The following is a 21201-nucleotide window of genomic DNA, read 5'->3' as shown; positions in this document are numbered from 1 at the left end:
GTCCCCCTGACCTCGAATGCTGAACCGGTTAAGCGGCGATGTGGGATTGTACTGCACGCCCCGCGGGGCGCTTCGGCCGCGGCGGGGCCGGGGGTTCACCCGGACTGGCAGCCGGGGCACCGGTAGAGCGTGCGCCCGGCCAGCTCGGACGCGGCGATCGGGGAGCCGCACACGCGGCAGGGCTCCCCGGTCCGGTAGCAGACGTAGAGGGTGTCCGGCCGGGGCACCGGGCGGGCGTCGGGGTCGGGCCGGTGCTCGGGGCGCGTGGTGATGATGTACCCGTCGCGGACGCCGTCCCGGAGCAGACCGGACAGGTCCTCCCACAGCGCGTCCCACTGCTCCCGGGTCAGGTCGCGGCCCGGGGTCATGGGGTCCAGGCCCGCGCGGAACAGGGACTCCGCCCGGTAGATGTTGCCGATTCCGGCGATGACCTCCTGCCGCATGAGCAGGGCGGCGATGCTCGTCCGGGAGCGGGAGACCGCCCGCCAGGCGCGCCCGGGGTCGGCGTCGGCGCGCAGCGGGTCGGGGCCCAGCCGGTCCTGGACGGCCAGTTTCTCCTCCTCGGTGACGACCTCGCAGGCCGAGGGGCCGCGCAGGTCGGCCCAGCCGGAGGCGCCGACCAGCCGGGCGCGCACCGCGCCGACCGGCGGGGGCGGGACGGCGAACCCGTCCGGGCCGCGGACCAGGCCGGTCCGCCCGGCACCCGCGGCGCGGGGCGCGCCCAGGTGGCGCTCGCCGTCGGCGTCACCGAAGGTCCAGGCGCCGTACAGGCCCAGGTGGACCCGGAGCCACTCCCCCGAGTCGAAGCCCAGGAACAGGTGCTTGCCGTGCGCCTCGCCCGTGGTCAGGACACGGCCGTCGATCCGTGCGGCACCGTCCGCGAAGCGGCCCTGGGGGCTGGACGCCCGTACCGCGCCGCCGCCGAAGGCCTTGTCGAAGTGCGCCGCCAACCGGTGCAGCGTGTGGCCCTCGGGCACCCGTTCCCCCTTGCTCGCGTCCCGGAACGCGACGTGCCGGGATCCGCACCACAGGGTAGTGCGGCCGGGGCGGTGCGGTTCAGTGGGCGCCCAGGATCTCCCGGACGAGGCGGTCGGGGTCGGCGTGGCAGCGCCAGGCGGGGACCACGATGACGGGATCGCCGGTGATGCGGTTGAGGGCGTCGCCGCGGTCCATGAGGCGGCGCAGCCGGCGCCCGTCGGGCTCGCGGTCCAGCAGGACGAGCAGGCGCCGGGCGCCGAAGCGGACCACCAGGTCGGCGGTCCACCCCTCCGCGGTCTGCTGGAGCGAGACGCGGGTCCCCGCCTCCCGGAGGCGGTCCACCAGGGCCCGGCAGGCGCCGTCCGGGGCGCTCTCGGGGGCGCGGACCAGCTCCGCCAGCGGGCCGTCTCCGGACTCCCAGTGGGAGCGGTCGCCCACGACCACGAGCCGCTGGCGGGTCCGGGTGAGCACCGCGGACCACAGGTGGCCCATACGGCGCACCCGGCGCTCGATGATCGCCGGAGCCCCCTGGGCGAGCAGCGGCGAGAGCACGGTGACGTCGGTCCGGTCGAGCGCGCCGCCGAGCAGGTCGGGGCCGCCCACCAGGACGCGGTGGCGGAAGACCCGCGGCCGCAGCAGCCGGCGCAGCAGCGCCACCTGGGGCTGGGTGGGGGCGACCACGGCGATCGTGCGCCCGAGCGGCAGGTGCTCGTCGATCTCGTCGACGACCACCACCGCCCGGTAGGCCTCCTCGCGGTTGATGTAGGACAGGCCGGGGGCCGCCTCGCAGACGCCGGCGATGTCGCGCCACTCGAAGGCGGGTCCGCCGCCGGGGTCGGGCGCGGTGCGCACCGACACCCGGCCGCCGTAGCAGTGGCGCGAGGCCGTCTCGGCGAGCAGCGGCGGCGCCCCGGAGTGCTCGTCCAGCCACAGGGTCTCGTCGACGGCGCGGCGGGCGGCCCGCAGCGCCGAACCCGTACCGTGGCGCAGGCCCTGCTCGTCGAGCCGGTCGGCGGCGAGCCCGGCGGCGGCCAGGGCACGGCGCTCCTCCCCCGGTTCCAGGGCGCTGGCGGGGCCGGGGTGGGCCGGGTCGCCCAGGACCAGGGCGCGGGTCGCCCGGTGCAGGGCGGGCAGCAGTTCGGCGACCCGCGTGCGCTCGGCGCCCAGCACCACGACCAGGTCGAACAGGCCGGCCTGCGGCGGCAGGGCGCGGACCTGGTCGGTACGGCACGCCCAGGCGGGCAGCACGTCGATCAGGCCGTTCATGCCGGGCCAGCCCAGGCCGTGGTGCCAGTTGAGGGCCTCCAGGCGGTTCTCCAGGGCGGGTCTGCCGCGCCACAGCCGGGGCGCGACGGCGGCGGCCAGGCACTCGGCGGCGATACGCCGGTGCGCCTCCCCGGCCCGCGCCAGCCGGTCCGTCAGCTCGTCCAGGGGGTCGTGCCGGGTGCGCCGGTCCAGGGCCGCGCGCCAGCGGCTCTCCAGGCGTGCGGTGGCGCACAGGCGGGCGAGGGTCTCGGGGTCGGTGTCCAGGCCGAGTTCGCGGCGGATGGCCGAACGGTGCTGGAAGGCGCCCAGTCCCCCGGCGAAGGCGCGCTCGGCCCGGGGCAGCCAGTACTCGGGGCCGCCCCGCTCGGGGGTGAAGAGCCGGTCGGGGTCCCAGCCGTCGGCGATGCCGCGCTCGCGCTCCTGGGCCAGGTGGGCGAGTTCGTACCCGCCCGCCGCCATGGCGTCCATCTCGTCCCAGGCGGCGCGGACGCGGGACCAGTGGTGGGCGAGGTCGCCCCCGTGGTCGGCGGGGTCCGCACCGCGGGGCGGGACGCCGCCGTGCTCGGCGAGCAGCCGCTCGATGACGCGGGCCTCGGAGGCCCGGTGCTCCCTGCCGCCGACGCGCATGACGGGGTGTCCCCCCTGCGCCCGGAGCAGGACCTCGCGGACGTCGTGCTCGGTGCGCCCGCACACCAGGACCCGCTGCCCGGAGCCGACGGCGGTGCGCACCAGGGCGTCGACGAGGTCGTGGGCGCCGGTGCCGGGCGGGGCCGCGGCGGCGGTGAGCCGGTCGTTCATGGCCGCGCGCAGCACGGTGTACCCGGCCTGGTCCAGGGGGGTGGCGCTGAGCGGGACGGGCGGGGCCGCGGGGTGGGGGGCGGTCCCGGCCTCGCGGGCGCGCCGCGCCCCGCGGGCGGGTCCGGGCCCGGGGTCCGGCACGCCGTCGGCCCCCTCCAGCAGAGCGTGCAGGGCGGTACCGCCCAGCGCGCCTGGGTCGATGCCGTCCCGCTCGGTGGGGTCCAGGTCGGCCAGGACCGCCTCGACCGTGCCCGGCTCGGGCGCCTCGTCTCCGGAGCGGGCGCCGGGGCCGGCGCGGAACAGGACGGCGACGTTGTGCGCCCCGGTGACCCGGTCGCGGGGGGTGCCGCGGGTGGCCGCCGGGTCGATGTCGTCGACCCGCTCGATCTCCAGGCGGGAGAGCAGGGTGCGCACCTTGGCGGCCAGGTCGGTGACGGCGGCCGGGAGCCCGGCGGGGTCGGGGGCCCCGGAGCGCAGCCGGGTCCGCAGCTCGAAGAGGTCCTCGGGGTCGGTGGTGCCCAACCGCTCCAGCAGGGCGGCGTTGACGTCGGGCGGGCCGATCGCGCGCAGGCGCGGGGCGTCGGGGGCGGCGGGGTCCTCGACCGCCTGGACGTCGACGGTCAGCAGGGGCAGGGCGGACCGGTCGGCGCCCTCGCCGAGGATGACGAGGGGGTAGCCGTAGCGCAGGGCCTGTCCGTGGCGGGCGGCCAGGCGCACCACCCGGGCCGCGGCGGGCCCGGCCGGGGCGCGCGCACCGCTCCCGGCGAAGAGGGTCTCGGTGCCGCCGGGCAGGCAGGCGCAGGTGTCGCCGTCGAGTTGGGCCAGCAGGACCGTGTGGGTGTGCACGGCCTCCCGCCGCAGGCAGGCGCGCAGGTAGCCGAGCAGGGCCCGGGGGTCGGTGCCCTCGGCGGCGGGCGGCTTCCAGCGCAGGGTGGGCCCGTTCGCCTGCTGTGCGCCGATCCGGATGACCGCGGGCCGGTGCCCGCCGGGCACCGGTTCCCGAAGGTCGCCGATCTCCTGCTCGTCGTCCCGTAGTGATCTCACGTCCGCCCCCGGCACCGATTTCGGTGATCAGTCGATCACACACCGCTGTCAGCGCCCATTGTCGTGGATAAGGCGGGCCGATATCCCCCGAACGCGTGAACCCGTGCGGACTTTCAGGCGCGGGCGCCGTGCAGGCGCAGGGAGATCCACAGTTCGGCGCGCACGTCGGGGTCGTCGAGATCGACGGGGAGCAGTTCGCGGATGCGGCGCATCCGGTACCGCAGGGTGTGCCGGTGCACGCCCAGGGCCTCGGCGGCGGCGTCCCAGCGCCCGGACGCCGCGAGGTAGGCGCGCAGGGAGGCGAGCAGGTCGGCTCCGGAGCGCTCGGCCAGCAGCGGGGCGAGCAGTTCCTCGGCCATCCGGGTCCCGGCGGGGGTGTCGGCCAGGCCCAGCAGCCCGCCGGGGAGTTCGGCCGCGCGCACCGGGCCGCCGCCCCGGGACCGGGCCGCCTCCCGGGCGCGCTCGGCCTGGGCCAGCGCGGCGGCGAGCCCCGTGTGGTCCGCGGGGTCGCTGATCCCGACGGGGCCGTCGAGCAGGTCGGTGACGACGGCGTCCGGGGTGTCGGCGGCGGTCAGCAGCACGGCGCCCTCCCCGTACGCGGCCACGAGGGCGCCCGGCGGCGGAGGGGCCCCCGGCGCCCCGTCCGCGGCGGCGACGACCACGGGGGCGGGCGGCAGGGTGGCGACCAGCCGCTCCGCGCCGGGGTCGGCCGGGTCCAGGGCCCCGGAGAGGAGGGCGGCGAGCACGCCCTCGCCCAGGCGGGCGCCCTCCCCGTGGGCGTCGCGCTCCAGTTCGAGGGAGAGCAGGGAGACGGCGGCGTTGACGAGGGTCCGCTGCTCGGGCCCCAGCGGCCCGTCGGTGCCCACCGCGAGGAACCCGCGGACCCGGCGGCCGGTGGCCAGCGGCTGCGCCCAGATGTGCTCGGCGCCCGCGGTGACGGCCGCACTGGCGCGGGGCCCGGCGGCCCTGAGGCGGTCCAGCCCCCCGCCCAGGTCCCGCGGGAGCGGGGACGCCCCCGCGGGCGCGGTGTGGCGGGGCGCGCCGTCGGAGGACAGCAGCAGCACCCTGGCGCCCAGGTCGCGGGCGAGCCGGTCGACCACGGCCGCGGCCCCGGACAGGGCGGCCCGGGTGAGGTCGCGCTGGGCGGTGAAGGCGCGGCTGAGCCCTTCGTACTCCTCCTTGGCCAGGACCCGGGAGACCTCCTTGCCGATGGCGATGAAGGGGGTCGGGCGCGGCACCTCCAGCAGGGCGACCCCGAACTCGACGGCCGCCTCCCGCAGCTGGTCGGGGGTCCGCTCCAGGGCGACCCCCACGCCGAAGCCCAGGCCGGCGATGTCGCGCAGGGCCAGCCTGTGCACGTATTCGCGCAGGTCCACGGGGGAATCGGCCCAGCGGACGCCGGTGGTCAGCAGCAGCTCGCCCCCGGCGAGGTAGGGGGTGGGGTCGGTGAGCTCGCTGACGGCGACCCACCCCACCGCGCGGTCCAGCCCCCCGTCTCCGGTGAGCGGGCGCAGTCCCAGCGAGGGCGTCCGCACCAGTCCGCCCAGGGTCGGTGGCATCGGCCCTCCACTCGTCGCGGTCGGCGGCCCTGCCGCATTGGCGCAGGGACCTGCACCGATTATCCACGGTGTCCATGTCCGCCGGCCCGGGCGCGCCCTAGTGTCAGGCGGGTCGGGGCGGCTCGCCCCGTCCTGTTCCGCACCCCCGTGTCGCACTGAAGGAGGCAGACGCATGGCCGTGACCGAGGTCGCCCAGTCCCGCCGGGTCGTCACCGAGATCCCCGGCCCCCGCTCCCGTGAGCTCCAGGAGCGCCGTGCCGCCGCCGTCGCCAGGGGCGTCGGCAGCGTGCTGCCCGTGTACGTGGCCCGGGCCGGCGGCGGGATCGTCGAGGACGTCGACGGCAACGCCCTGATCGACTTCGGGTCGGGCATCGCCGTGACCAACGTCGGCAACGCCGACCCGCGCGTGGTGGAGCGCGCCGCCGAGCAGCTGGGGCGGTTCACGCACACCTGTTTCATGGTCAACCCCTACGAGGCGTACGTCGAGGTCTGCGAGGCCCTCAACCGCGTCACCCCCGGCGACCACGAGAAGCGCTCGATCCTGCTGAACTCCGGCGCCGAGGCCGTCGAGAACGCGGTGAAGATCGCCCGCAGCGCCACCGGCCGGCAGGCCGTCGTGGTGTTCGACCACGCCTACCACGGGCGCACCAACCTCACCCTGGGCCTGACCGCCAAGAACATGCCCTACAAGCAGGGCTTCGGGCCGTTCGCGGGCGAGATCCACCGCATGCCCATGGCCTACGCCTACCGCTGGCCCACCGGCCCGGAGAACTGCGGTCCCGAGGCCGCGGCCCTGGTGGTCGACCAGATCAGCAAGCAGGTCGGCGCGGAGAACGTGGCCGCCGTGGTGATCGAGCCGATCCAGGGCGAGGGCGGCTTCATCGAGCCGGCCCCCGGCTTCCTGCCCGCCGTGGCGGAGTTCTGCCGCGCGAACGGGATCGTGTTCGTCGCCGACGAGGTGCAGACCGGCTTCGCGCGCACCGGCGACATGTTCGCCTGCGAGCACGAGGGGATCGTCCCCGACCTCATCGCCACCGCCAAGGGCATCGCGGGCGGCCTGCCGCTGGCCGCGGTGACCGGCCGGGCCGACCTCATGGACGCCGTGCACGCCGGCGGCCTGGGCGGCACCTACGGCGGCAACCCGGCCGCCTGCGCCGCGGCGCTGGCGTCGCTGGAGGCCATCGAGTCCGACGGCCTGGTGGGACGCGCCCGCGAGATCGGCGACCTGATGCTGGGGCGCCTGCGCGGGCTGGCCGAGAAGCACGCGGTGATCGGCGACGTGCGCGGACGCGGCGCGATGATCGCGATCGAGCTGGTCAAGGACGACCGGAGCCCGGACCCGGAGACGCTGGCCCGGGTCCTGTCGTACTGCCACTCCCAGGGCCTGGTCCTGCTGAGCGCGGGCACCTACGGCAACGTGGTCCGCATGCTGCCGCCGCTGGTCATCGGCGACGACCTGCTCCACGAGGGCCTGGACATCCTGGCCGAGGCGTTCGCCCGCCTCTGAGGGGCCGGGGCCGCCGCCCCGCGGGGCGGCGGCCCCGGGGCTCCCGGCGGGGACCGCCCCTACCGGGTGCCCCAGGCGTAGGTCTGCTTGCGGAGCTTGAGGTAGAGGAAGGTCTCGGTGGAGGCCACCGACTCGACGGCGCGCATGGCCGCCAGGATCTCCAGCAGGCGGGTGTCGTCCTCCGCGACGACCTCGACCAGCAGGTCGAAGGAGCCCGCCGTGATGACGACGTACTCCACACCGGGGATCTCGGAGATCACGTCGGCGGCGGCGTTGAGGTCGCCGTCCGTGCGCACGCCGATCATCGCCTGGCGGTGGAATCCGAGCATCATGGGGTCGGTGACGCCCACGACCTGGACCACCCCCGACTCCAGGAGCCGCTGCACGCGCTGGCGCACCGCGGCCTCCGAGAGGCCTACGGCCTTGCCGATGGCGGCGTAGGAACGGCGGCCGTCCTCCTGGAGCACCTCGATGATGCGCTTGGCGGTCTCGTCCAGGACGATGCCGCCGCCCCGGCGCGCGGGTGCGGGGTCCGACTGGCCGCTCACATGGCCCTCCGTGAATCCAACGTATTCTGTGCACATGAACGGCGGATTTCATTGAGATCCGCATCCCTTACAACGGATTCCAAGGCTACTGCACGGTCATCCCTTTGACGAAGCCGACGGCGGGCCTCAGCGCTGTCCCTCGCGGACCGAGTCCAGCGACAGCAGCGCCACGTGCAGCGACAGGCAGGTCTCGACCGAGTCCAGGTCGGCGTCGAGCACGTTGGAGATCCTGCGCAGTCGATCGTAGAACGCGGGCCGCGACAGGTGCGCGCGGGAGGCCGCCGCGGCCTTGTTGCGGCCGGCCGCCAGGTAGTGGCGGAGCATGTCCGCCAGGTCCGAGCCGTGGCGGGCGTCGTGGTCCAGCAGCGGGCCCAGCTCGCGCTCCACGTAGGTCTGCAACCGCTCGTCGTCGCGGAACAGGTGCAGCAGCCCGCGCAGGTGCAGGTCGGGCAGGCGGTAGAACGGCCGCCGGTCGCTCTGGCGGACCGCCACGTCGCCCACCTGGCGGGCCTCCAGGAAGGAGCGGCGCACCTCGCGGACGTCGTCGGCCGGGGAGCCGACCGCCAGGACGGCGGCGTCCCCGACGGTGACCGCCAGCCGCTCGGCGAGCATGTGCAGGGTGGCGTCGACGCGCCGCCTCGGCGGCAGCGCCAGCAGGACGCCGACCCGCAGGTCGTCCAGGGAGCCCACCAGCGCGGGCAGCCGCAGGTCGCGGCAGGCCCGGGCGGCGCCCTCGGCGGTGTCGGACAGGCGGGCCTGGGCCGCCAGGCCGGTACCGTTCTCGCGCAGGCGCAGTACCAGGCCCAGGAGTTCGCGGTTGTTGAGGGGCACGCCCACCGCGCGGGCCCGGACCAGGGCCTCGTCGGGGTCGGAGTAGGCGCGGTCGATGATGCCCGCGATGATCGTGCGGTGGGTCTGGCGCTCCAGGCTCTCCTCGTGGCGTTCGAGCAGGCGCCCCAGCGCCAGGGTGGTCGCGGCCCGCTCGATGAGCATGCTCTGGCGCGGGGTGGGGTTGGCCCCGGCGATGAGGATCAGCCGGCCCCAGTCCTGCCCGCGGGCGCCGACCGTGGTGACCAGCCAGCCGGTGGCCGGGGCGTGGACGGTGCGGGTGCCCGAGCGGACCGCGCGCGAGCGGCTCTCCCAGGAGGTCAGCAGGGTTCCGGGGTCCTCGCCGTTGAGGTCGCAGGCCAGGACCTGGTGGGCGAGGTTCTCCAGGACCACGGGACAGCCGGACAGCTGGGTGATCTCGTGCAGGATGCGTTCGGTGTCGGCGCCCTCCACCGACAGGCGGGTGAAGACCGAGTGGAGCTTCTCGGACTCGCGCAGCTCCTCCAGCTGCTCGTTGACGACCCGGATGTGCACCGCCTCGGTGATCTCCACGAACCGGGCCTCCCGGTCCAGGAGTATCACCGGGACCCCGGCCCCGCGGGCGGCGTCGAGGAACGCCGCGGGCAGCTCCGCGTGGTACTTGCGGCCCAGTTCGACGGCGATGCCGCTGACGCCGACGGCCGCCAGGTCGTCCATGTAGCGCTTGAGCGCCTCGGGGTCGTCGGGCATGGCGATGCCCGTGCTGAGCACGAGTTCTCCGCCGCGCAGCAGGTGCGCCAGGTCGGTGACCTCGGCGATGTGGACCCAGCGCACCGGCACGTCCAGGCGCTCGGAGCCCACGACGACGCGGGGGCGGGCGCGCTGGAGGGCGGGCAGGCGCAGGACCTCGGCAAGGGTGGGAAGCACGTCCGCAGTCTAGGACACAGTGTCAGCGCCGCCCCGGTCGCGCTTGACACTGTGCGCGGCCCCGACGCCGCCCGCGGCCCGGAGCCCCCGGTGAGCAGGGGAAGCGGCGCCCTTACAGTCCGTAAGTCCGGCCTGCATGTTGTCAACATGGTGGTTCTGGCCAACGCCGCGGGCCCCGGCGAGACTGGGGGCATGTCGGAACTTCTCTCGCGCCACCGCGCGGTCATGCCCTCCTGGCTCCCCCTGTACTACGAGTCCCCGCTGGAGATCGCCTCCGGGAGCGGCTCCCGCGTCACCGACGCGCAGGGCCGCACCTACCTGGACTTCTTCACCGGCATCGTCACCAACATGCTCGGCTACGACGTGGCCGAGGTGCGCGAGGCCGTGGAGAGGCAGATCGCCAAGGGCGTCGTGCACACCTCCACGCTGTACCTGATCCGCTCCCAGGTCGAGCTGGCCGAGAAGATCGCCCGCCTCTCGGGCATCCCGGACGCCAAGGTGTTCTTCACCAACTCCGGCACCGAGGCCAACGAGACCGCCCTGCTGCTGGCCACCTGCGCCCGCGGCAGCGACGAGGTGCTGGCGCTGCGCGGCAGCTACCACGGCCGCTCCTACGGCACCATCGCCGTCACCGGCAACCGCGCCTGGAAGAACTCCTCGCTGTCCCCTCTCAACGTGCACTACCTGCACGGCACCGACCACGCCTCCCCGGTGTTCCGCGGCATGTCGGAGAAGGAGTACGTCGAGGCCTGCGTCGCCGACCTGCGCGACGTCCTGGACACCGCGGCCCCGAACGTCGCCTGCCTGATCGCCGAGCCGGTCCAGGGCGTGGGCGGGTTCGCCATGCCGCCGGACGGGCTGTACGCGGCCTACAAGGAGGTGCTGGACGAGCACGGCATCCTGTTCGTCTCCGACGAGGTGCAGACCGGCTGGGGCCGCACCGGCACCAGCTTCTTCGGGATCGGCGGCCACGGGGTGACCCCCGACGCCATGACCTTCGCCAAGGGCCTGGGCAACGGCTTCGCGGTGGGCGGCGTCGTGGCGCGCGGCGACCTCATGGACGGCCTGTCCGCGCTGGGCGTGGCCACGTTCGGCGGCAACCCGGTGTCGATGGCCGCAGCCGGAGCCGCCCTCGACTACGTGCTGGAGCACGACCTCCAGGGCAACGCGCTGCGCCAGGGGGCCCTCATCATCGAGGGCCTGCGGCCGCTCACCGGGCTGGCGTCGGTGTCGGACGTGCGCGGCAAGGGCCTGATGTTCGCCGTGGAGATGGCGGACCCCCGTACCGGCGCCCCCTCCCCCGCCCTGGCCGGGCGGGTGCTGGAGGAGACCCGCGAACGCGGGCTGCTGGTCGGCAAGGGCGGCGTGCACGGCAACGTGCTGCGGATGGCCCCGCCGCTGAACCTGTCCGCCGAGGACGCCGCCGAGGGCCGCGACCTGCTGGTCGACGCCGTGCGCGCGGTGGACGCCCAGGCCTGAGAAGACCCGAGGAGACGAGGGAAGACCATGGGAAAGCACGTCACCCACTGGATCGGCGGACGCCGCCACGAGGGCCCGGCCGGGCGCCGGGGCTCCATCCACAACCCGGCCTCGGGAGAGGTCTCCGGCACCGTCGACCTCGCGGGCCCGGAGGAGGTGGACGCGGCGGTGGCCGCCGCCGGGGCCGCGTTCCCGGCCTGGCGCGACACGTCGCTGTCCCGCCGGGTGCAGATCCTGTTCCGGTTCCGCGAACTGCTCAACGCCGAGCGCGACGGGCTGGCCGCAGCCGTCAGCGCCGAGCACGGCAAGGTGTTCTCGGACGCACAGGGCGAGGTGGCCCGCGGCCTGGAGGTCGTGGACTTCGCCTGCGGCATCCCCCACCTGCTCAAGGGGGGCTTCTCGGAGAACGTGTCCACCGGCGTGGACTCCTACTCCATCCTCCAGCCGCTGGGCGTGGTCGCCGGCGTCACCCCGTTCAACTTCCCGGCCATGGTGCCGATGTGGATGTTCCCGGTGGCGATCGCCTGCGGCAACGCGTTCGTGCTCAAGCCCAGCGAGAAGGACCCGTCCGCCTCGCTGCTGATCGCGGACCTGTGGGCGCGGGCCGGCCTGCCCGAGGGGGTCTTCAGCGTGGTCCAGGGGGACCGGGAGGCCGTGGACGCGCTGCTGGCCCACCCCGGCGTGGCGGCCGTCAGCTTCGTGGGCTCCACCCCCGTCGCCCGGCACATCTACCGGACGGCGGCCGAGCACGGCAAGCGGGTGCAGGCGCTGGGCGGGGCCAAGAACCACATGGTGGTGCTGCCCGACGCCGACCTGGACCTGGCCGCCGACCAGGCGGTGTCGGCCGGGTTCGGCTCGGCGGGCGAGCGCTGCATGGCGATCTCCGCGGTGGTTGCCGTGGACCCGGTGGGCGACGAGCTGGTCGCCAGGGTCAAGGAGCGGGTGTCCCGGCTGCGGGTGGGGCCCGGCGACGACGAGCGCAGCGAGATGGGCCCGCTGGTCACCCGCGAGCACCGGGACAAGGTCGCCTCGTACCTGGAGTCCGGGGTGCGCGAGGGCGCCTCGCTGGTCGCGGACGGCCGGGTGCACCCCGTCCTGGGCGGCGGGGGCGACGGGTTCTGGCTGGGCCCGACGATCCTCGACCACGTCGGCCCGGAGATGTCCTGCTACCGGGACGAGATCTTCGGCCCGGTGCTGAGCGTGCTGCGCGTGCCGGACTACGACGCGGCAGTGCAGCTGGTCAACGACAACCCGTACGGCAACGGGACGGCGATCTTCACCAACGACGGCGGGGCCGCCCGGCGGTTCCAGAACGAGGTCGAGGTGGGGATGGTCGGTATCAACGTGCCGATCCCGGTGCCGATGGCCTATTACTCGTTCGGTGGGTGGAAGCAGTCCCTGTTCGGGGACTCGCACGCGCACGGCACCGAGGGCGTGCACTTCTACACCCGCACCAAGGCGGTCACCGCCCGGTGGACGGACCCGGGGTCGCGCCCGGCCGGGGGCGTGGATCTGGGCTTCCCCGTCAACGGGTAACGGCCATTCCGGACAGTCGGTAGTTCCAGGAAATACCGGACGGATGCGGCTCACCGCCGGTCACGGCGGGCGACTCGGAGTATCGTGGATGTCGCCCGCCCCTGCGGGGGCGGCCACGGCCTCATCGCGGGACCATTCCGGAAAAGACGCGCTCACCTTCCCCTCCTCCCCATGGAAGCGGGCGCGTCCGCGGAGCGCTCCGGGTCCTCCTCCCCCTTGGACCCGGAGCGCGACCGCGCTCTGCTCATCGGGCCGCGAAGACCCGGGTGTCGGCCGCGACCGGCGCCCCGGCGCCGACCAGCGCCGCGCAGTCACCGCAGCCGAACACCGCTCCCCCGTCCGGCAGAACGCCCAGGGCGGTCCGCGGCCGGGGCCATCGCGTGTGGCAGACGACGCAGGCGTCCCCCGTGCACTGCTCCGCGCTCAGCCGTTCCGGGTCGTACACGTATCCGTCGGACAGGGCCTCGACCCTCGCATCCGATGCGCACATCGTGCTCGTTCCGCGCAATGTCCCTGCTCCCCCCGTGGTTTAGGACAGTCTTGCGGGCCGATAGTTACCGGCTCTTTATTCAATCAGAGGCACGAGGCCCCTGGAAGGGTCCGGACCGATCTAAATCACTCCGCGCATGGAGATCATAGCTCTAAGTAACCAAGTCTGGGAAGACCCCATCTGGAACGTACGCAATCTGCGCATTTGTCGGACATCCAGAAGCTGAATCGCCTCCGGAAGGCACGCATCAGCCCCGTGGAACCACGGTGAAGCGGCGCAGGGCCAGCGCGGGGTTGGTCGCCCGGACCTCAGCCACCCGGGAGGCCGAAACCTCGGCGGCGGCCACCTCGAAGGCCTGCTCCCCCAGGGACGCGAGGGGCGTGCCCATCGGGTCGACCACCATGCTGTTGCCCGACCCCGAGGGCGCCGCCTGCCCGGCCGCGGCCACGTACACGGTGTTCTCCACCGCGCGGGCGCGCACCAGGGTCCGCCAGTGCTCCTCCTTGAGCGGGCCGGGCACCCACTGCGCGGCCAGCAGCACCACGTGCGCCCCCGCGTCGGCGATCCGCCGCGTGACCTCGGGGAAGCGCAGGTCGTAACAGGTCTGGAGGCCGAAGGTCACGCCCCCGACGGCGAAGGTCCGCGGGTCCTCGATGGGCCCCGGGGCGACCACGTCGGACTCCCTGACCCCGAACGCGTCGTACAGGTGGACCTTGCGGTAGAGCGCGACCCCCTCCCCCGCCGGGGACAGCGCCACCAGCGTGTTGGTGAAGTGCGTCCCGCCCGGGGTCTCCTCGTTGACGCCGAACACCAGGTGGACGCCCTCGCGCCGGGCCGTCTCGGCCGCCGCCGCGACGAACGGCCCGTCCAGGGGTTCGGCCGCCTTCACGTAGCGGTCGTCGGTGCGGGGCGCGGTGAACATCGTGTACTCGGGCAGCAGCACCACCCCGGCGCCCAGGGCGGCGGCCCGCGCGGTCAGCCGCGCCACCGAGCGCAGATTCTCCGCCTTGTCCTGGCCTGGGGCGAACTGGGCGACCGCGACCTGCACCATCGGACCCTCCTCGTCGACACGGGTGCCACGAGTGTACGGCCGCGGCACCGCCCCGGCCCGCCCCCTTGCCCTCGCGTTGAACATGCGTTTAATCTATTGAACATGAGTTCAACCGCTGCCTCCGACCTCACCGCCCGGGCCCGGATCCGCGACGCCGCGATCGAGTGCTTCGCCCGCAGGGGGTTCGGCGCCACGGTCCGCGCGATCGCCGGGCACGCCGGGGTCTCCCCGGGCCTGGTGATCCACCACTTCGGCTCCAAGGCCGGGCTGCGCCGGGCCTGCGACGAGCACGTGTCCGGGCTCGTCTCGGCGCTGGAGGGCGGGGAGGCCTCCGGGGCGGACGGGTTCCTCGTGCACCTGGCCGCCGTCGACGAGTACGCGGACCTGCTCGCCTACGTCCTGCGGACGTTCCAGGACGGCGGGCCCCTGGCCGCGGGACTGTACGAGCGGATGGTCGCGGACACGGCGCGCTACTTCGAACGGGAGGTCCGGGCGGGGACCGTCAAGCCCTCGCGCGACCCCGGGGGGCGGGCCCGGTTCGCCGTCGCGAGCGCCCTGGGGTCGCTGCTCGTGCTCATCACCCTCGACGGCGGCGACGGGGACACGGACTACGGCGCGCTGCTCCGGCGGTGGACCGCCGGGTTCATGCTCCCCGCCCTGGAGCTCTACACGGACGGGGTCTTCGCCGACTCCTCCGCCTTCGACGCCTTCCTCCGCCACACCGGTGCCGACGGCACCGCCGACGGGGCCGGAGACGGTCCCGGCACCACCCACCCCTGACGGGAGCGCCCATGTCCTCACCCGCCGTCGACGCCCGCGGCGTCGACAAGTACTTCGGCCGGTTCAAGGCCCTGGACGGTCTGGACCTGACCGTGGAGACCGGGCAGGTCGCCGGGTTCCTCGGCCCCAACGGGTCCGGCAAGTCCACGACCATCCGCGTCCTGCTCGGCCTGCTCCGGGCCGACGCCGGTGCCGTCCGCCTGCTGGGCGGCGACCCGTGGAAGGACGCCGTCGCCCTGCACCGGCGGCTGGCCTACGTCCCCGGCGACGTCACCCTGTGGCCCAACCTGACCGGGGGCCAGGCCATCGACCTGCTCGGCCGGCTGCGCGGGGGCCTGGACCGGGGCCGCCGGGAGGAGCTGCTGGCCCGGTTCGAGCTGGACCCGACCAAGAAGGCCCGCACCTACTCCAAGGGCAACCGGCAGAAGGTCGCCCTCGTCGCCGCCCTCGCCTCCGACGCCGAACTGCTCATCCTGGACGAGCCGACCTCCGGGCTGGACCCGCTCATGGAGGCGGTGTTCACCGGGTGCGTGCTGGAGGCCAAGGAACAAGGGCGCACCGTGCTGCTGTCCAGCCACATCCTGTCCGAGGTCGAGAAGCTCTGCGACACGGTCACCATCATCCGCCAGGGGAAGGCCGTGGAATCGGGGACCCTGGAGGACATGCGCCACCTGACCCGGTCATCGGTGCGCGCGACCGTCACCGGTGACCCCGCCGCCCTGGCCTCCCTCCCCGGCGTGCACAACGCGGAGATCGACGGGGACCGGATCTCGATGGACGTGGACAACGACCACCTCGACACCGTCATGCGGTCGGTGACCGATCTGGGCGTGCGCTCCCTGGTGAGCAACCCGCCGTCCCTGGAGGAGCTGTTCATGCGCCACTACGGCGACGAACTGGCCGCCCTCAACGGCAACAGGGGGAGTGCGGCATGAGCGCCCTCACCGGGACCGGGACCCTCACACGGTTCATCCTGCGCCGCGACCGCATCCGGATGTCGGTGTGGACGGTCGCCCTGGTCGGCACGGTCGCCATGACCATCCCCACCCTGGACGAGGCCTTCTCCACCGACGCCCAGCGCCAGGCGCGGGCCGCGCTCATGGACACGCCCACCGGGATCCTCTTCGGAGGACCGGGCTACGGGCTGGACGACTACACGCTCGGTGCCATGGTGGTCAACGAGCTGACCATGAGCCTGCTCATCGCCACGGCGATCATGAGCATCCTCCATGTGGTCCGGCACACCCGGGCCGAGGAGGAGAGCGGCCGCGCCGAGCTGCTGCGGGCCGGGGTGCTGGGCAGCGGCGCCCAGATGACGGCGGCTCTGGTCACCGTCGCACTGCTCAACCTGGTCATCGGCGGGCTGTCCGGGGCGCTCATGGCCGGCTACGGCCTGGACGCCACCGACTCCCTGGCCTACGGGCTGGGGCTGGGGCTGGCAGGCCTCACCTTCGGGGCCGTCACCGCAGTGTGCGCCCAGCTCACCGAGCACGGGCGGGCCGCCTCCGGGACGGCCTTCCTCGCCGTGGGCCTGCTCTTCATGGCCCGCGTCGTCGGCGACCTGGCCGAGCGCGGGGGCGGCCCCTCGTCCTGGGCCTCGCCGTTCGCCTGGGTGCAGCAGGCCCGGGTGTTCGACGACCTGCGCTGGTGGCCGCTGGCCCTGTACCCGCTGTCCATCCTGGCCCTGTTCGGCACCGCCTACGCCCTGGCCGGGCGCCGGGACCTGGGGGCGGGGCTGATCCCGGCCCGTCCCGGGCCCGCCGCCGCGAGCCCGCTGCTCAACGGCGTGTTCTCCCTTCACCTGCACCAGCAGCGGGGGTCGATCATCGCCTGGAGCGTCGCCACCTTCCTGTTCGCGATCTCCTTCGGCACCCTCGCCACCGAAGTCGAGGGGATGCTCGACTCCAACCCCGACCTGATGGCCATGCTCGGTGGCGCGGCCGAGGACGTCACCGCGGGCTTCCTCGGCGTCATGTCGGGCTACGTGGTCATGGCGGCGGCGGCCCAGGGCATCCTGTCGGTCCTGCGGGCGCGGAGCGAGGAGTCGGCGGGCCGCGCCGAACTCGTGCTCGCCACGGCGGTGGGCCGGGTCCGCTGGTACGGGGCGGCCCTGGCGGTGGGCGTCCTGTCCACGTCGCTCCTCGTGGTCCTGGGCGGGCTCGGCATCGGGATCGGTGCGCTCAGCTCCACCGACGACTCCTCCTGGATCGGCACGATGCTGGAATCGGCGCTGTCGCAGCTCCCGGTGGCGCTCGCCTTCGTCGCGGCCACCGCACTCGCCGTCGGGGCGGTCCCGCGCCTGATGTCGCTGGTGTGGGCGTGGCTGGGGTACAGCGTCTTCACCACCATGCTCGGCGCCCTGCTGGGCATGCCCGACTGGGCGCTGAACCTCAGCGCGTTCGGGATGCTGCCGCAGCCGCCGGTGGAGCCCTTCGAGGCCGCACCCGCCGCGGTCGCCTCAGCCGCGATCCTGGCCGCCCTGGTCCTGGCCCTGGCGGGCTTTCGCCGCCGGGACCTGGCCGTCGGCTGAGGCCGGGGGCGGGGGTCCGGGGTCGCGCCCGGTCCCTCAGGGCAGGAACGACAGGGCCCAGGCGGGGGCCAGCACGACGATGAGGAAGCGGGCGGTGCGGGTGGCGAAGGTGACCGCGCAGAACAGCAGGATGTTCATCCGCACCACGCCGGCCAGGACGGAGACCACCATGAAGGGCGGGACGCTCGCGAAGGAGCTCAGCGCCAGCAGGCCCACGCCCCAGGCCGGGCGCTCCTCGGCCCGCAGGCGCCAGCGGGCGGCCCGCTCGGTCCACTTGCCCGGCGTCCGGGTGCGCCTGCGCAGCCAGGGGGCCGAGAGGGTGCCCTTGCCCGCGTAGTAGTAGGGCAGCTTGCCCAGGGTCTGGCCGAGTCCGGCCGCCACCGCCATGGCCACCAGGGCGCCGTCGCCGTTGAGGGCGACGGCGCCCAGCAGGTAGACCTCGATGTTGAGGACCGGGACGAGGCCGGCCGCGAGGGCGACGACGAAGGCCAGCCCGGTCTCGACCACCGCGCGCCCCGGGTCAGTTCTCCGCGGCCGCGAGCTGGCCGCAGGCCCCGTCGATCTCCTGGCCGCGGGTGTCCCGGACGGTCACGGAGACGCCGTGGGCCTGGAGCCGCCGGACGAACTCGCGCTCGTCCTCGGGCCGCGACGCCGTCCACTTGGACCCCGGGGTGGGGTTGAGCGGGATGAGGTTGACGTGCACCAGGTGGCCCCGGAGCAGCTCGCCCAGCAGGTCGGCGCGCCAGGCCTGGTCGTTGATGTCCTTGATGAGCGCGTACTCGATGGAGACCCGGCGGCCGGTGGTCCCGGCGTAGCGCCAGGCGGCGTCCAGCACCTCGGCGACCTTCCAGCGGGTGTTGATCGGCACCAGCTCGTCGCGCAGCTCGTCGTCGGGGGCGTGCAGCGAGATCGCCAGGCGCACCTGCATCTTCTCGGAGATGAGCTTGTCGATCGCCGGGACCAGGCCGACCGTGGACACGGTGACGCCGCGCTGGGAGATCCCCAGCCCCTCGGGCACCGGGTCGGTGATCCGGCGCACCGTCTCCAGGACGCGCTTGTAGTTGGCCATGGGCTCGCCCATGCCCATGAACACGATGTTGCTGATGCGCCCGGGGCCCCCGGCGACCTGCCCGCGGTCCAGGTCGCGGGCGCTGGAGACCACCTGCTCGACGATCTCGCCGGTGGACAGGTTGCGGGTGAGGCCCGCCTGGCCGGTGGCGCAGAACGGGCAGTTCATGCCGCAGCCCGCCTGTGAGGAGATGCACAGGGTGACGCGGTCCGGGTAGCGCATGAGCACCGACTCGAACAGCACCCCGTCGAACGCCTTCCACAGGGTCTTGCGGGTCATCCCGTTGTCACAGGTGATGTGCTTGACCGGGGTGAGCAGGCGGGGCAGCAGCGCCTCGCCCAGCTTCTCACGGGAGGCGGCGGGCAGGTCGGTCATCGCCGAGGCGTCCGACTCCAGACCGCCGAAGTAGTGCTTGGCGATCTGCTTGGCCCGGAAGGGCTTCTCCCCCAGGTCCGTGACGATCTGGGCCCGCTCCTGCGGGGTGAGGTCGGCCAGGTGCCGGGGCGGCTTGGCACGGCGCGGTGCGACAAAGGTGAGCTCGGCGGGCATAGAGAGTCCGTAAGGGGTGGAGTCGATGGTCTCGGCCCGGCGCGGGACGGCAGCGGTACGGGTCGTTATACGACCTATACGCGGCTGCGGGTACGGCTCCGCCTGTCAGGGCACTACCGTCGATCCTACCCGTCATATCCGAGAGTGTTCCGGCCCCGGGGCCGGCCGCGGATCCGACCCGGTCCCGCCGCCGCGGCGGAGCCCCGTACCGGGTCCCGGCGGCCGCGAGCGCCTCCGTCGCGGGCGCTCGACGCGTCGGGGCCGCCGCCCGTAAGGTAGGCGGGGATCTCCCGGCTCCGGCGGGGAGAGCACTTCAAGCACTGTGCGGACGGGTCGGACCGGGCCCGGCGGGACGGCGGGTCGGCGCGCGTGGGAGGGCCGGTGACAGGGATCGAGGTCCTGCTCGACGAGATCAGCCCGTATCAGAGCCGCCGTGTGGTGGTCGAGTGCGACTCCCGGACCACGGCCGCCTACCTGCTGGACGCGCGCGGCCGCATCCGCGTCCCGGTGTGGCTGGCCAACCACGAGATCGCCCCCCGCGCGGCCGAGCCCGGCGGCTCCTTCGAGGGCCGGGCCCCGCTGATGCCGGAGGGGCACACCAAGCACCCGCAGGGCCGCCCCCGGTTCGACCCCGCGTGCCTGCGCGCGGTGTGGTTCGAGGAGGGCGACGGCGTCGCCCTGGTCGACGAGGAGGGCCTGCTCGCGGTCATCCCCGGCTGGGCGGAGGCCGACAGCGGCCTGCCCGGGTACGCGCGCGAGGCGATCGGGCGCAGCGCCTACGCCTGGGAGCTGGACCCGGTGAAGGGGCAGCTGTGGCCCCGGGTGGTGCACGCCGAGGCCTACTGGGACTGGCGGCGGGCCTCGGGGGCCTGGCGCAGCGTGCAGCGCACGGTGCTGGGCCACCTCAACCGGTCGGTGGGCGAGGCGGGCCACTACTGGGACGTGTCCGACGGCCACCCGCCGCTGCTGCGGGTGTCGGAGCGCCCGCCCACCGGGCAGCGGCCGTTCACGATCCTGTCCACCGTGGGCATGTGCGGGCAGCGGATGCCCACCCTGGACCGGTACATGGCCGACACCTCCAGGTACGCGCGGGTGGAGCTGGCGCTGGCCACCACCATGCCCGCGCACCACGCCGCACGGATCTTCCGGTGGATCGGGGCGTTCCCGTGGCGGGCGGTGACCTGGTTCGGCACCGGGCACACGGTGAAGTGGCTGGACAACCCCGAGGACCGGGCGATGCGCCGCGGCGCGGGGGCGGTGCTGCTGCTGGAGGACCCCTCCCCGCTGGTCGCCGCGGCCGGCCACGCGCCGCCGGACACCGCGGGGCTGGCCTTCCAGGGCGACCCGGTGCGGTGGCTGTGGATCGTGCCCATCACCCGCCCCGAGCACCTGTTCGCCAAGGAGCACGACAGCGCGACCCTGGTGGAGAAGCTGGCGGCGGAGGGCCGCAGCTGGATCCTGTCCTGAGGGCCGCCGGCCGCCCGCACCAGGCCCCGGCACGGTCCCCGGGGTCCGGGTGGGGGCGGGTGGAGCGCGAAGGCCGGCGCCGGCCGTACCGGGCGCGCGCCGAACGCGCGGACCCCGGATGCGGGGTGCGGGGCCGCGCGGAGTGCGCGGCCGGGGCGCGAAGGCCGGCGCCTACGGTGCCGGGCGCCCGCCGCCCGGGCGGAGCCTAGATGGTGACGCCGCGGTCGAGGCGGACCTGGCTGAGCACGCGGTGGAAGGAGTCCATCTCCTCGTCGCTGAAGCGCTCGACGAAGCTGCGCAGGGTGGCCTGGGGCTCGGGGCAGGTGTCGAGGAACTCGTCCATGACCCGGGCCGTGTACTCGGCGTGCGACTCCAGCGGCCAGTAGACCCAGGCGCGGCCGCGCTTCTCCCGGTCGAGCAGGCCCTTGTTGAAGAGGATGCCCGCGACGGTCATGACCGTCGTGTACGCGATGTCCCGGTCGTAGACCATCGTCTCGTGGATGAGCCGCACGGGCAGCGGTTCGTCGGACCGCCACAGCGCGTCCATGATGGCGGCTTCCAGTTCCCCCAGGCCCCTCATGGGTCCCTCCCCACCCCTCGCGTCTACCGGTGTGCGCGTATCGCGATCTTGGCACGCGGGGCGCTCCGGCGTGGGAGAACGCCGAAGAGCGTACAGATCCGCACATCCTCGGCGGCGTTCACCGGCGATTCACGAGCGCGGTGCCCCGTCGCGGCAGGGAAAGGAGGCGGCGCGGGCGCGGGTGTGCGGCGACCGGGCCCGGGTCCCACCGCTCCCGCTGGGAACGTCGGCGGCGG

17 protein-coding genes are annotated in these 21201 nt (G+C 74.4%); 7 read left to right on the top strand and 10 right to left on the bottom strand.

Annotation, left to right across the window (positions count from 1 at the left end; all coding sequences use genetic code 11):
- Positions 1-95: 95 nt before the first annotated feature.
- The 3 genes from BUE45_RS10855 to BUE45_RS10845 form a co-directional block, all read right to left on the bottom strand.
- Positions 96-977, bottom strand: a complete 882-nt coding sequence (locus BUE45_RS10855) for an Fpg/Nei family DNA glycosylase (protein ID WP_073378398.1) — start codon at positions 975-977, stop codon at positions 96-98.
- Positions 978-1056: 79 nt separating this feature from the next.
- Positions 1057-4086, bottom strand: a complete 3030-nt coding sequence (locus tag BUE45_RS10850; RefSeq protein ID WP_073378885.1) for a DEAD/DEAH box helicase family protein — start codon at positions 4084-4086, stop codon at positions 1057-1059.
- A gap of 113 nt (positions 4087-4199) precedes the next feature.
- A complete protein-coding gene (locus BUE45_RS10845; RefSeq protein WP_073378396.1) occupies positions 4200-5645 on the bottom strand; it encodes a PucR family transcriptional regulator in 1446 nt (481 codons plus the stop codon).
- 172 nt (positions 5646-5817) lie between these two features.
- Here BUE45_RS10845 and gabT point away from each other — a divergent pair, with 172 nt between their 5' ends.
- Positions 5818-7152: a 4-aminobutyrate--2-oxoglutarate transaminase gene (gene gabT, locus BUE45_RS10840; RefSeq protein ID WP_073378394.1), complete on the top strand. Its 1335-nt coding sequence runs from the start codon at positions 5818-5820 to the stop codon at positions 7150-7152.
- Positions 7153-7211: 59 nt separating this feature from the next.
- Here gabT and BUE45_RS10835 read toward each other — a convergent pair whose 3' ends face one another.
- Both BUE45_RS10835 and BUE45_RS10830 read right to left on the bottom strand, forming a co-directional pair.
- Positions 7212-7700 (bottom strand): Lrp/AsnC family transcriptional regulator, encoded by a 489-nt coding sequence (locus BUE45_RS10835; RefSeq protein WP_073378392.1) that lies wholly within the window; start codon positions 7698-7700, stop codon positions 7212-7214.
- Positions 7701-7826: 126 nt separating this feature from the next.
- Entirely contained in the window at positions 7827-9434 is a 1608-nt protein-coding gene (locus BUE45_RS10830) for a PucR family transcriptional regulator (protein ID WP_073378390.1), read from the bottom strand.
- A 192-nt stretch (positions 9435-9626) separates the two neighbouring features.
- Here BUE45_RS10830 and BUE45_RS10825 point away from each other — a divergent pair, with 192 nt between their 5' ends.
- A complete protein-coding gene (locus BUE45_RS10825) occupies positions 9627-10913 on the top strand; it encodes an aspartate aminotransferase family protein (protein WP_073378883.1) in 1287 nt (428 codons plus the stop codon).
- 27 nt (positions 10914-10940) lie between these two features.
- Positions 10941-12449, top strand: coding sequence for a CoA-acylating methylmalonate-semialdehyde dehydrogenase (locus tag BUE45_RS10820; RefSeq protein ID WP_073378388.1), 1509 nt, complete (start codon positions 10941-10943; stop codon positions 12447-12449).
- Positions 12450-12693: 244 nt separating this feature from the next.
- Here the strand turns inward: BUE45_RS10820 and BUE45_RS10815 are convergent, their stop codons facing one another.
- Together BUE45_RS10815 and BUE45_RS10810 are read right to left on the bottom strand one after the other, a co-directional pair.
- The gene (locus BUE45_RS10815) at positions 12694-12939 is read right to left on the bottom strand and encodes a hypothetical protein (protein WP_073378385.1); all 246 of its coding nucleotides are present in this window, start codon (positions 12937-12939) and stop codon (positions 12694-12696) included.
- 247 nt (positions 12940-13186) lie between these two features.
- Complete coding sequence (locus BUE45_RS10810) at positions 13187-13990, bottom strand: carbon-nitrogen hydrolase family protein (protein WP_073378383.1); 804 nt, start codon at positions 13988-13990, stop codon at positions 13187-13189.
- Between the two features lie 102 nt (positions 13991-14092).
- On the opposite strand from BUE45_RS10810, the gene BUE45_RS10805 reads away from it, so the two are divergent.
- From BUE45_RS10805 to BUE45_RS10795, 3 genes are read left to right on the top strand one after another with little or no spacing between them, the layout of a single operon-like run.
- Positions 14093-14770, top strand: a complete 678-nt coding sequence (locus tag BUE45_RS10805) for a TetR/AcrR family transcriptional regulator (protein ID WP_073378381.1) — start codon at positions 14093-14095, stop codon at positions 14768-14770.
- A gap of 11 nt (positions 14771-14781) precedes the next feature.
- Complete coding sequence (locus BUE45_RS10800; RefSeq protein WP_073378378.1) at positions 14782-15705, top strand: ABC transporter ATP-binding protein; 924 nt, start codon at positions 14782-14784, stop codon at positions 15703-15705.
- Complete coding sequence (locus tag BUE45_RS10795) at positions 15702-17300, top strand: ABC transporter permease (RefSeq protein WP_073378376.1); 1599 nt, start codon at positions 15702-15704, stop codon at positions 17298-17300. The genes BUE45_RS10800 and BUE45_RS10795 overlap by 4 nt, the downstream gene beginning before the upstream one ends.
- A 36-nt stretch (positions 17301-17336) precedes the next feature.
- On the opposite strand, the gene BUE45_RS10790 is transcribed toward BUE45_RS10795, so the two are convergent.
- Together BUE45_RS10790 and rlmN are read right to left on the bottom strand one after the other, a co-directional pair.
- Positions 17337-17807: a YqaA family protein gene (locus tag BUE45_RS10790; protein WP_073378374.1), complete on the bottom strand. Its 471-nt coding sequence runs from the start codon at positions 17805-17807 to the stop codon at positions 17337-17339.
- A gap of 13 nt (positions 17808-17820) precedes the next feature.
- Positions 17821-18918, bottom strand: coding sequence for a dual-specificity RNA methyltransferase RlmN (gene rlmN, locus BUE45_RS10785; protein WP_073378372.1), 1098 nt, complete (start codon positions 18916-18918; stop codon positions 17821-17823).
- Positions 18919-19299: 381 nt separating this feature from the next.
- On the opposite strand from rlmN, the gene BUE45_RS10780 reads away from it, so the two are divergent.
- Complete coding sequence (locus BUE45_RS10780) at positions 19300-20385, top strand: suppressor of fused domain protein (RefSeq protein WP_073378370.1); 1086 nt, start codon at positions 19300-19302, stop codon at positions 20383-20385.
- Positions 20386-20590: 205 nt separating this feature from the next.
- Here the strand turns inward: BUE45_RS10780 and BUE45_RS10775 are convergent, their stop codons facing one another.
- On the bottom strand, positions 20591-20965 hold the full coding sequence (locus BUE45_RS10775; RefSeq protein WP_073378368.1) for a BlaI/MecI/CopY family transcriptional regulator: 375 nt from the start codon (positions 20963-20965) through the stop codon (positions 20591-20593).
- Positions 20966-21201 lie beyond the last annotated feature (236 nt).

The sequence above is a fragment of the Nocardiopsis flavescens genome (assembly GCF_900141985.1).
Lineage (GTDB): Bacteria > Actinomycetota > Actinomycetes > Streptosporangiales > Streptosporangiaceae > Nocardiopsis > Nocardiopsis flavescens.
Note: the sequence above shows the minus strand (reverse complement) of the source record. Positions and strands in the feature narration are given on the sequence as shown.